Source organism: Paenibacillus phyllosphaerae, from assembly GCF_014192105.1.
Lineage (GTDB): Bacteria > Bacillota > Bacilli > Paenibacillales > Paenibacillaceae > Paenibacillus_Z > Paenibacillus_Z phyllosphaerae.
Map to the genome: position 1 here is coordinate 35,835 of NZ_JACHXK010000021.1, position 11,638 is coordinate 47,472.

The window sequence follows — 11,638 nt, forward strand, 5'->3', positions numbered from 1 at the left end:
GCTCAAAAAGGTGTGGAGGAATTCGTATGGGGTATGCGAAACCGGAACAACTTGCGGCGCTGTCTGTACAGGCAGGCGAGAAAAAAGCGAACCAGCCGCTGCCGGCTCAGATCCTGCTCGGCTTCGCGGCGGGCGCTTTTATCGCGATCGGTTTCCTGCTGGCGATTAAGGTGAGCGCCGGCGTTCCAGCCTCATGGGGCGGCATGAACGGCGTAATTGGCGCTGCGGTGTTCCTCTTGGGCCTTATCCTCTGTTTGGGAGCAGGCGGCGAGCTGTTGACCGGCAATATGATGGCCGTACCTTTGGCTTGGTTCGCCGGGAAAGTATCGCTTAGGCAGTGGGTTTCGAACTGGCTTGCCATCACGATCGGTAATTTTGCCGGGGCTCTCTTCGTGGCTTACGTGTTCGGACATTTGGTCGGGTTAACCGAGCATGGCGCCGCGCTCGCCAGAATGACGGATTTATCCTCCGGCAAGCTGGAAGAGTCCTTCTTCGTGGCGTTGCTCTCGGGCATCGGGTGCAATTGGCTTGTTTCTCTAGCCGTATGGATGGCTTACGGCGCCAAGGACGGAGCGGGCTTCGCCATCGCGATCTGGTTCCCGACCATGGCTTTCGTGGCGCTCGGATTCCAGCACGTCGTGGCGAATATGTTCCTTATTCCCGCTACAATCTTCGCAGGCCAGGCCGACTGGCTCGACTGGCTGTCCAACTTCATTCCCGTTTACCTCGGCAATGCGATCGGAGGTTGCGTATTCGTCGGCGGCTTGTATGCGTTGGTCTATGCTAGAACCCTCAAGGAGAAGGTATAACGGTGAGGAATATCACAGTATACGCGAAGCAGCCAGCGTATAATGAAGCCATAGAGAACAATCCCGCGAAGCGCAAACGGAAGAGTGGAGTCACGGCGAGAGCAAGAGGATCTCCGAGCGCTAGACGACAACATACTACGTGAAACAATTCACGTAGTATAAAATCGAAGAGGTGAGCAAGTATGGTAAACGAAGCCTATAATCAGAAGATCACCCGTAACTTATTGCAGTACTGTTACACTTGCCAAGAGGCGCATGCATGCGATGCGATGGAGAAATGCCAAGCATGCTGGGAAGCCCATGGAATGCTGAACGATCCGGATGAAAGAAACGAGCGCAAGCCGCTAACGACAGAAGAGCTCTTATTCCTCTACGCCTTGTGAATGGACGGCTTTCCAATAAGTCATGCTCCCGGCAAGAGCGGATTGCCCTGCCCCTGCATGGCCGAGTCACGCAGATAAACGTTTTGCCGATCAAGCTCAATACAAAGAGGAGTGGAATTTAATGGAACTTTCTTCGCATACGAGTCTGAACGCGCCATTCATCCAGGAGATGTGCGAGATTACCCATCACATGTGGAAACTTGGCTGGGATGAACTGAACGGCGGCAATGTCAGTTGTCGCCTGGACGCGGCTCTAGTAGCCGAATATATGGACATCCGCAAGCCTATTCGCACGCTCCGGCTGTCGTTTCCGGTACATGAGCTTGCCGGCGAATATTTTATCGTGACGGGCTCGGGCAAATATTTTCGCAACGTAATCAAAGATCCCGAGGCCAATCTTGGCGTCCTCCGCGTATCGGGCGACGGCGAGCAAGTGGAGATCCTATGGGGCTTAAGGGACGGCGCCTTGCCGACGAGCGAACTTCCGTCCCATTTCCTTAGCCACGCGGAACGACTGAAGGCAGATCCTTCCCACCGTATCGTGCTGCATACGCATGCGACGAACGTCATCGCCATGACCTTTACGCATGACCTGGATGAGAAGCGATTCACGAAGACTTTGTGGCAGATGTGCACGGAATGTTTGGTCGTATTTCCAGATGGGGTCGGCATTGTCCCCTGGATGGTGCCGGGCAGCAATGATATCGGAAGAGCGACAGCTGAGAAGATGAAGGAATTCCGGGTTGTCATCTGGCCGCAGCACGGTATCTTCGTGACGGGGGCTACGATGGAGGCTACCTTCGGGCTTGTGGAGACGATCGAAAAAGCGGCCACGATCTATAATTTGATCGGAGGGCGGGAGATCAGACAGACGATTACAGACCGCCAGCTGATTGAGCTCGCTCAGGCGTTTCGCGTCACGCCAAGAGCGGGGATACTCGAATAGTCATTTTCATCAACCGATCCAGGGATATTCCGGGGTCGGTTTTTTGGCGAGCTAGCGAATGGACGCATAGCTCGCTTGTTCTCGTTTCATTTGCAAACAGGCACAGTGGCAGGATTGCGTTGTACCCAGATCGAATTGTTAATTGAAGGTAAGCCATTGAGCTGCCAAATCATTTACTCCACAGATTATCGACAGGGAAGGACTTAACCATGCGTTTCTATCATTGGCTGATCGGGCTTGTATTGGCAGTGGCCGTTCCGACGCTCGTATATGGGTTGATGCTCGGCCCTATCTTTTTCGACGTCGTGAAAAGCAGCTTGTTGCCGCCTCCGACAGATTTTCAGTATCACGATTCTTATTTTGTCGTAGTTCATTTTCAATTCTTTATCCTACTTGCGCTGTTAACCTTCCTGCTCTACATCGTGGGGACATTCCTAATCGGGCGACGCAGACGAAAGGCTGCAACCGTAAGACCGACTAGCCGCTAACGTCGAAGGGAGTATAGGTGAAGGAAATGATTATCCTTAGAAGGAGTGACCACGATGAAGGTAAAGCATGAAAAGTTCACCATGAAAGGCGTCGGGAGACTGAATGAAGATGCTATTGTAGCGCATACCCAAGCGAATTTGTACGGGGTATTGGATGGCGTATCTTCCTTGGTGCCTTATCAGAATGCCAAACAGGAAACTGGCGGTTTCATCGCGGCGAATTTGGCGAAAACCTACTTTGAATCCTTAGCTGCTCCTGGAAGTTTAAGGGATCACCTGATTGAGGCGAATGATCTTCTTAGGGAACAAATGGTGCTCGCTACGATTGATCTGGCGAAGAAGGAGGAACTGTGGGGAGCGGCGGCAGCAATCATTCGAATTCAGGAAGACGGAGTGGAGTATATTCAGACTGGGGATTGCATGGTTCTAGCCGTGTATGAGAATGAGGAAGTTCGACCATTAACCTGGAGACAAGTGTCGCACTTAGAAGCTCCGGCCTTCGCCAAATGGGAGTCAGGGATAGCGAACGGGTTGAAAAGCCGGGAAGCGCTTCATGAAACCATTATAGATACCATCATCCAGAATCGATATCGGTCTAATACGGCTGGCGGTTACGGGGTCTTAAACGGGGATCAAGAAGCAGCTCGATATTTCGAATACGGGAAGATCAATCTCACGTGTCTAAAACATATGATTTTGCTAACGGATGGAATGTTCTGGCCGACAAATGACGTGCACGAAGAAAGTTCGTACTGGAGCTTTGTCGCACATGAGATATTGAAAAAAGGGATAGAACCATATACCAAGGCATTGATAGAGCTGGAAGAAAGCGATCCCGAGTGTATCCGCCATATCCGATTCAAGAAATCGGACGATAAAACGGCAGTGGTCATTAGTTTTCATTAATAAGACGAAGCAATGCATGCTTACATAAATGGCGCAATTGCCCATGGTGCTAGCGTCGGCAAGTTTACATGTATTGGAGATTGCAGGAATACCCCCCCCTGTACAATAATGGAAGTAAAACCTTAAGTAAAGGATGGGAAACGATGGACTTTACACCGCTGTCCCGGTTTATCGACCGCATCACCGCTTGGCGCATTCCATGGGCGGAAGTGCTTGTCATGCATCGCAATGAGACGGTTTTCCGCTACCGGGCCGGCTATGCCGATCTGGAAGCGAAGACGCCGATCGACGAGGACCGAATCATCTATCTCTATTCGCTGACGAAAATACTAACGTGCACGGCCGCGCTTCAATTGGTGGAAAAGGGAACGATTCTGCTCGGCGATCCGCTCTCCGACTATCTGCCAGAGTTCGCCGAAATGAAGGTGCGCAAGGCGCAGACGGACGATGGATGGGCAACGGAGCCCGCGGAACGTCCGATCACGGTTCGCGACCTGTTCGCTATGACGGCCGGCTTCTCCTACGACCTCGCGGCGCCATCTATTAAGGAGGCTGTGGAACGTACCAATGGCCGGCTGCCGACTCGCGAATTCGCAAAGGCCCTGGCCAAGGAACCGCTGCTGTTCGAGCCGGGGACCCGGTGGAACTACAGTCTCTGCCATGACGTTCTCGCGGCGCTTGTTGAGGAGGTCGACGGAAGGCGGTTCAGTGCATACGTGCACGAAGAGATTACCGGGCCGCTCGGCATGCGCGACACCGGCTTCTTCCTATCGGAAGCGCAGCAGAGCCGTCTCGTGCCGCAATATGTTTTCAATGATGAGCTCGGTAAGGCCGATCATATGGACGGTAACTGGTACCTCATCGGCACGGAATTCGAGAGCGGCGGGGCCGGTCTGTTGTCCACCGTAAGCGACTATGCGCTGTTCCTGAATACGCTGACCAATCGCGGCACAAGCCCGGAAGGCGTGCGCATCTTGTCAGCTGCCAGCGTTGATCTGATGAGGACCGACCATCTGACCGATCGCACCCGAAGCGACTACAACTGGGCGCATCACGCCGGTTACGGCTACGGGCTGGGCGTCAGAACCCATGTCTCCGCAGCGGGCAGCGGATCCCTATCCCCGCTCGGCGAATTCGGCTGGAGCGGCGCGGCCGGCAGCTTCGCGATCATCGATCCCGAGTCGCAGCTGACCGTCATGTATGCGCAGCATTTGGTGAACAATCAGGAGCCTTACGTACATCCTCGATTGAAAAATATCGTGTACTCCTGCCTGAAATAAAAAAAGCGTACATAGAAGAAGGCGTCACAGGCCAGACCTGCGGCGCCTTTTGCCGATTAATACCATTCCCAACCTCGGTATGCAAACCATTCCAGAGCGGAATGCTGCATACCCAACCTCGGTATGCAAACCATTCCAGAGCGGAATGCTGCATACCCAACCTCGGTATGCAAACCATTCCGCTTATTTCGCTTGATGTTGTTTCAACGCAGCTTTCTTGGCAGCTAATTGTTTGGCGAGATCAGCCTCATTGCGAGTGATCGTCCGAATCTCTTCGTTTAATTTATTGATTCGTGTCATTTTGACGCTTAGATCGTTGTGCGACTGGCTTAATTTCATATCTCTTTCCAATTGTTTGATCTTAGCCTGAGCTTTCTTCTTTTTGCTCTTCTCGTTTTCGTTCTTGCTTTCTATGTCGGCAATTTCCCGCTGGAGCTTGTTGATGACGGCTTGTGTGAAATTAATGGACATTCTTGCACCTCATATTCATGTAGTGTAGCTGAGACATCATTATACTACAAATTAACGTGTTAATATGGATGTGGAGGGATAACGAAATGATTCATGAACTAACCAAGCGATTCGCATACATGTCCGCTGACGGTTCCGTTGACCGTCCGATCCTCGGTGCAGTCCTAGGAGAAGATCGGATTCTCTTCGTGGATGCGGGCAACTCGCTGCGCCATGCGTCGGCGTTCCGAGAAGCGGTGAGGGAGGCGTATGGGACTCGGCCATCCCTAACTGCGTTGACGCACTGGCACTGGGATCACAGCTTCGGCGCTGCTTATGACGCATCATCGCCGCTCGTCGCAACAGAGATGACGCGCCAAGCGCTTCAACAGCTAGTCGGCTTAGATTGGTCGGACGAAGCATTAGATGAACGCGTCCGGGAAGGAAAAGAGATTGCGTTCTGTGCGGACTATATCAAAAAGGAATATGAGGGCATGGAACGGGATATCCGAATCTCTCTGCCGGACATGACTTTTACCGACGCCTTAACGCTCCATCTCGGAGCAGTCAGCTGTGAGATGCAGCATATCGGCGGCATTCACGCTGAAGACTCTTGCATCATGTATGTCCCCGAGGAACGGGTATTGTTTCTCGGAGATGTTCTCGGACCGGCAATCTACGATGGTCCTCGTTATTATGTAGCGCAAGATTTCTTGCGGATCGTCGAGAAAATCAAGACATATCCAGCGGCATGGTACATAGAGTCCCATCATAGGCCTGTGACGGCTGAAGAGTTTTGGCCGGAGATCAACGAGTATTGCACGCTGGCAGAACTTGTGATGGAGTATGGCCCTAATAAGCAACGAATTGAACGCGAATTGGCCCGGCAAATGAAAAGGGAACTGGCCGATGGGGATCGAGATGCCATCCATCAATTTTTGTTGGGGGATCAACGTCAGTCTCTTTTGCTAGGGGAATAAAATCAATGGCGGGCATACGCGAAGGCCCTAAAGGAGAGGAATGACAATGAACAATTTCTTGTTTGGACAATTAAAATTCGTTCGAGACAATACGATCAAACAGGTTAAAGGGATAAGCGAGGAAGAAGCACGCACTGTACCACGAGGATTCAACAACAATATGCTGTGGAACCTGGGTCACATTCTTCTCGTTCATGAAAAGTTTTCGTTTGCTCTAACGAATGAAAAAATGGAGTTGCCTAAGCATTTTGCAGAACTGTTTGCTTCTGGCACCAAGCCGGAACAGTGGGGAACGCAGGTACCTGGCTTGGATGAAATGTTGCTTTTGCTAGCTAAGCAAATCGAACGGATCGAGCAAACCTTGCGGCACCGTCTAGAAGAAGAACTTGAGCAACCATTTGTTACCTCGGCTGGTCTTGAATTACTGGCAGTTAAGGAATGCCTCAGTTTTTGTTTGTATCATGAAGGCATGCATGTTGCCACGATTAAAGCCATCAAGCAGCAGTTGGCCCAACGGTAGCTCCCCGTAAGCCGTTTGTTCGTCCATGCCACTATACTTAAGGATAGTAACTGATCTACATATCACTTCTTTTCAGCAGGAAGGCGCCATCCTATAATGAAAGCAGGTTCTGCCTATCGTGTGCAATGGGCTTAATCAATCCGTTACGAACAAGAGGTGCAGTCTTGCTGCTGGTCAAACGAATACTGCAATTAGCGATCCCGTCCATTGCCACTTTCTCCTCCATGACCTTCACGGGCTTGCTGGTACTCATGATCGTCGGCAATCTGGGAGCAGCGTCGATCGCGGTTGTCGGCATTGTGAACATTATCATTTATAATCTATGGGCCTTGTTCTCAGGGGTTCAAGGGGCGATCAACTTTCTTGTCGCCCAGAACTATGGGTCCGATAACATCCGGCAGGGGAACCAACGGATGCAGATTGCGCTGCTCATCACAGCCGCACAAGGAATAGCCCTGCTAGCGGGCAGTTTTCTGGTCCCTTACGGCATTCTCTACCTGATGGGCTCGAATGAAACGATCCTCACCCTCGGTACTCCATATCTTATGGTGAGAATGCTGGCGCTGATCTTCACGATGTTTAATACCGTGTTTTTCGCTTATATGCGGGCAGTTGGGGATACGCGTACGCCAATGACCCTCTCCCTCATTAATAGCGCGCTTGTCGTCACATTGACTTATGTGCTGGCCTATGGGGCGTTCGGCTTCCCAGATCTCGGACTTCAAGGTGCCGCGTGGAGCATTGTGGCTGCTGAGGGCGTTACCTTCCTGCTCAGCTTGCTCGTGTATTACCGTTTCATGAACGGCGCGTACCTAACGCGGAGCTGGGTGCGCATCGAGTTGCAACAGGTGCGTCTGCTTATGTTCGAGAGCATGAAGCTTGGTGTTACCGAGCTGTCGAACAGCGTAGGCATGCTTGTGTTTACGGCCTGTATTACGCGGCTCGGCACGACGGCGATCGCTGCCAATGAGATTGCGCTGAACATCTTGTCCTTCGGGTTCATGCCATCGAATGGTTTCGGCGCTGCGGCTACGATCGGGATCGGACAGGAGGTGGGCAAAGGGAATGGCGCAGCCGCCCGAAGATTCGGCATTGTGACGGTGTATCTTGGCCTTATCTTTATGGCGCTCATCTCGGTCGTCTTCATCCTGTTTGCCTTGCCGATCGCCAAATTGTATACCTCGGAAGCCGCGGTGTATGAAACAGCGGTATCGCTCATCCATCTGACTGCTTGCGTGCAATTGTTCACAGGGGCGAATATTATCTTCGGCGGCGGACTTCGCGGCATAGGGGATACAACGTTTTTGTCCCGGACGGCACTTGCCTTGAACTGGTTGTTATTCATTCCATTGACGATCCTGTTGACCAGGGTGCTCGATTGGGGACAGACTGGCGCTTGGTCGGCACTATGCATGCTCATCGTCCTGACGGCGGTTGCCAACGGATGGCGCTACCTGACGATCGACTGGATGCGTGTCAAAGCGACGACCGGCAAAATTCCGGCAGCGGCTGTAACAGGGCATATGTAGGAAAAGAAAGCAGTTTGTCACGTTCCGCGTATAACCGAGGCAATCGTTTCTTCATCAATAAGAGGCAGCGAAAATCCCTTTCAGGCACGAACTCCATGCCTGAAGGGGGTTTTTGTTTAGCGCGATTTCTATAGGGCGCGTCTACATATCGCTATTGCTATCCGTATTAAATCTTAATAATCACGTTACCTCTCTTACGTTCGGTCTCTACGTACCTGTGAGCGTCCGGCAGGAGTTCTAACGGGTAACGCCGATCGATCACGGCGTAAATCGTTCCATTTCTTGCGAGTTCCAAGAGAAACACCAAATTCGCTTTGTTTTGCATAAGGCCGGCTGTTGCGAAGATCGCCCGTTTGTTTTTAAATAAGGAAGTCCACAACATGTGCAGAATAATAGACAACTTAGGTGAGGTAGTCAGATAGATTCCTTTGTTCAAGAGTACACGCTTACATGGGACAAAGGAGCTTTTGCCTACCGCATCAAAAATGACGTCATACGCTTTGCCCGCTTTCGTAAAATCCTCTCGGTTATAGTCAATCACATCATCGGCGCCGGCTTCTCTTACCAAAGATTCGTTGGCAGCGGAGCAAACGCCGGTTACTTCTGCGCCATAGTATTTGGCTAATTGCACGGCATAGATGCCGACAGCTCCGGAGGCACCATGAATCAGCACTTTCTGTCCCTTGCGCAACTTTGCCTTGTCTCTTAAAAACTTCAATGCTGTCGCGCCCCCGTCACAGACTCCGACGGCTTCTTCAAAGGTGATGTTCCCCGGTATAACCGCAAGGGGGCTCTCTTCGGACAGACACTTATATTCCGCATACGCTCCGAGGTTTTTGACGCTCATCCCCAGAACGCGATCCCCTGTCTTAAAATGCTTTACGTCTTGGCCCACTGCTTCGACTTCTCCGGCGAATTCGGTTCCCCCGACGGCATATTTCGGTCTGGACAGTCCGTATAACCATTTAATCATTCGCGGATCGCCCTTGCGAAAAGCGCAATCCGACGGCCCTACTTTGGCAGCATGGATACGTACGAGAATTTCAGCGTTTCCAGGCGACGGTTTCGCGACTTCTTGCTGGACAAGTACTTCCGGTGAACCATACGAGGTTTGCACCATGGCTCTCATGGGTTTCTCCTTTCGTTTAAGTAATGATTCCATTGTAACTAAAGGTATGTATACGCACATTGACTTAAGTCAAGGGTTAGTCGTCAAGTTAACTGTCCTTCATCCTCATTCTAACTACAACTCCCAGTGATTCGGCTATCCTATCACTTCGTAAATTTCTGTATACTCATGTTGCATAACGAACGGGGAGGAAGTCAGATGGATCATGGCGGATGGAAATCCGAGCGAATTACCGATCAAGGCGGGAAAATAATTATAGTAACTGGCGCGAACAGCGGGCTTGGACTTGAAGCGTCGACTGTTTTAAGTGCAAAAGGTGCAAAGATTATCATGGCGGTTCGTGATCTTGAAAAAGGAAAAGCCGCCGTTTCAGAGATCATACATAAGCATAAAAAGGCCAATGTGGAATTGATGCAATTGGACTTATCCGACTTTAACTCCATTCATAAGTTTTCGGAAGAATTTCACGCCAAGTATTCAAATTTGCATATCTTGATCAATAATGCTGGTATTATGTATCCTAAATACCGGGAAATAACAAAACAAGGTTTTGAGACACACTTTGGCACGAATCATCTGGGCCATTTTTTATTGACTGGCTTAATGCTAGACCTCCTTAAGAATACGCCTCAGTCCCGAGTAGTTACCCAAAGCAGTGCACTCCATAAATATGGTGGGGACATTCATTTCGATGACCTGAACGGGGAGAAGACGTATGACAAATCCAAGGCGTATGCCCAAAGTAAACTAGCTAACCTGTTATTCACCTATGAACTAGACCGGCGTTTCAAGATTCATAGACAAGATAGCATGGCTACAGCGGCGCATCCTGGCTATACGGCTACCGGTCTTCAACGATCACAAGGGTTGCTGGTGGCACTTGCCAACAAGTTCATCGCTCAAAACATCGAAATAGGGGCTTTGCCCGTTTTAAGAGCGGCAACCGAAGGGGATTTAGTGGGATCCGAATATTTTGGACCGACCAAATGGTTGGAGACTCGCGGCTATCCTGAAAAAGTGACTTCAAGTGACAAGTCCTACGACGCTCAGCTGGCTAAGAAACTTTGGGAAGTTTCTGAAAAACTAGTGGGGTTTACGTACAAATTCAATTAAGATGACTCCAATTTGAAAATGGAGGAGGCTTTCGATGTACAATGAAAATAGGCAGACTTTGAATATCGATTCTATTGCGGAATTGCATCACGTACTCGGTATTCAGAAACCGGAGCATCCTTTAATTAGTGTCATTCGCATAGAAAGTATACCGCGGATCAACTACGATTCCGTGAGAATCTCGTTTGGGCTTTTTAATATTTCATTGAAGAGAAATGTTCGCAACAAAATTAGATATGGCCAGAAGTATTACGATTTTGATGAAGGTATGATGTCCATGATGTCACCGGGTCAGATCGTTTCTTTTGATCATCGTGAACATACTGAAGCTACGGGTTGGTGGTTGTTTTTTCATCCCGATTTTATACGAAACTATCCGCTAGGTAAAAGGATTAGGGAGTTTGGTTTCTTTTCCTACGAGGTCAATGAGGCGTTGCATCTATCCGATCATGAAGAACGAATAATCGTGGATCTGATCGATCATATTCAGCGAGAATACCATTCGCCGATAGACATGTACAGTCAGGATGTGATGGTTTCCTATCTCGATGTGCTGCTCAATTACACGAATCGATTTTATAACAGACAGTTTATCACTCGAAAAACAGCAAGCATGGATCTGTTGGTCCAAATAGACGACCTGTTAACGGACTATTTTAACGGAGAGTCGGTGCAACAAATAGGACTGCCGACGGTGCACTATCTTTCGGGCAAACTGAACCTATCTCCAAACTATCTAAGCGATATGCTGCGTAAAATCACGGGACAGAGCGCCCAGAAGCATATCCACAATAAGCTAATCGAGAAGGCAAAGGATTACTTGGTAACGTCAACATTGTCGGTCAGTGAAATCGCCTATCGAATGGGGTTCGAGCATCCTCAATCGTTTAGTAAGCTTTTTAAAAACAAAACCAATCAATCTCCAATGGATTATAGAAATTCGTTTCATTAACCTGTTGATCGGATTTGACCGGTTCAGGGCTATTGTGGGAGCAAAAAGAGTTTCCTATATATCCCTATAAAATAGATCGCTAAAAGGCGAACGCTAATTCCATAACAAAACAACCATGATGAGGCTGCCGAAAAGATCGGTGGCCTCATTGAG

The 11,638-nt window shown here is 49.9% G+C and carries 12 protein-coding genes; 10 read left to right on the plus strand and 2 right to left on the minus strand.

Annotated features, from left to right (window positions below):
- The first annotated feature begins 26 nt into the window (after positions 1-26).
- From FHS18_RS28430 to FHS18_RS28450, 5 genes are all read left to right on the plus strand, one after another.
- Complete coding sequence (locus FHS18_RS28430; protein WP_183603785.1) at positions 27-809, plus strand: formate/nitrite transporter family protein; 783 nt, start codon at positions 27-29, stop codon at positions 807-809.
- A 504-nt stretch (positions 810-1,313) separates the two neighbouring features.
- Positions 1,314-2,138, plus strand: coding sequence for a rhamnulose-1-phosphate aldolase (gene rhaD, locus FHS18_RS28435; RefSeq protein WP_183603786.1), 825 nt, complete (start codon positions 1,314-1,316; stop codon positions 2,136-2,138).
- Positions 2,139-2,347: 209 nt separating this feature from the next.
- The gene (locus tag FHS18_RS28440) at positions 2,348-2,626 is read left to right on the plus strand and encodes a hypothetical protein (protein WP_183603787.1); all 279 of its coding nucleotides are present in this window, start codon (positions 2,348-2,350) and stop codon (positions 2,624-2,626) included.
- Positions 2,627-2,680: 54 nt separating this feature from the next.
- Positions 2,681-3,532: a protein phosphatase 2C domain-containing protein gene (locus FHS18_RS28445; protein ID WP_183603788.1), complete on the plus strand. Its 852-nt coding sequence runs from the start codon at positions 2,681-2,683 to the stop codon at positions 3,530-3,532.
- Between the two features lie 143 nt (positions 3,533-3,675).
- Positions 3,676-4,812 (plus strand): serine hydrolase domain-containing protein, encoded by a 1,137-nt coding sequence (locus FHS18_RS28450; protein WP_183603789.1) that lies wholly within the window; start codon positions 3,676-3,678, stop codon positions 4,810-4,812.
- 183 nt (positions 4,813-4,995) lie between these two features.
- Here FHS18_RS28450 and FHS18_RS28455 read toward each other — a convergent pair whose 3' ends face one another.
- The gene (locus FHS18_RS28455) at positions 4,996-5,283 is read right to left on the minus strand and encodes a hypothetical protein (protein ID WP_183603790.1); all 288 of its coding nucleotides are present in this window, start codon (positions 5,281-5,283) and stop codon (positions 4,996-4,998) included.
- A gap of 86 nt (positions 5,284-5,369) precedes the next feature.
- Here FHS18_RS28455 and FHS18_RS28460 point away from each other — a divergent pair, with 86 nt between their 5' ends.
- The 3 genes from FHS18_RS28460 (at position 5,370) to FHS18_RS28470 (ending at position 8,291) form a co-directional block, all read left to right on the plus strand.
- Entirely contained in the window at positions 5,370-6,242 is an 873-nt protein-coding gene (locus tag FHS18_RS28460) for an MBL fold metallo-hydrolase (RefSeq protein WP_183603791.1), read from the plus strand.
- A gap of 46 nt (positions 6,243-6,288) precedes the next feature.
- A complete protein-coding gene (locus tag FHS18_RS28465) occupies positions 6,289-6,762 on the plus strand; it encodes a DinB family protein (protein WP_183603792.1) in 474 nt (157 codons plus the stop codon).
- 164 nt (positions 6,763-6,926) lie between these two features.
- Complete coding sequence (locus FHS18_RS28470; RefSeq protein ID WP_183603793.1) at positions 6,927-8,291, plus strand: MATE family efflux transporter; 1,365 nt, start codon at positions 6,927-6,929, stop codon at positions 8,289-8,291.
- A 166-nt stretch (positions 8,292-8,457) separates the two neighbouring features.
- Here FHS18_RS28470 and FHS18_RS28475 read toward each other — a convergent pair whose 3' ends face one another.
- On the minus strand, positions 8,458-9,420 hold the full coding sequence (locus FHS18_RS28475) for an NAD(P)-dependent alcohol dehydrogenase (protein WP_183603794.1): 963 nt from the start codon (positions 9,418-9,420) through the stop codon (positions 8,458-8,460).
- Between the two features lie 198 nt (positions 9,421-9,618).
- On the opposite strand from FHS18_RS28475, the gene FHS18_RS28480 reads away from it, so the two are divergent.
- Positions 9,619-10,533: an oxidoreductase gene (locus FHS18_RS28480; protein ID WP_183603795.1), complete on the plus strand. Its 915-nt coding sequence runs from the start codon at positions 9,619-9,621 to the stop codon at positions 10,531-10,533.
- A gap of 34 nt (positions 10,534-10,567) precedes the next feature.
- On the plus strand, positions 10,568-11,485 hold the full coding sequence (locus FHS18_RS28485) for a helix-turn-helix domain-containing protein (protein WP_183603796.1): 918 nt from the start codon (positions 10,568-10,570) through the stop codon (positions 11,483-11,485).
- Positions 11,486-11,638 lie beyond the last annotated feature (153 nt).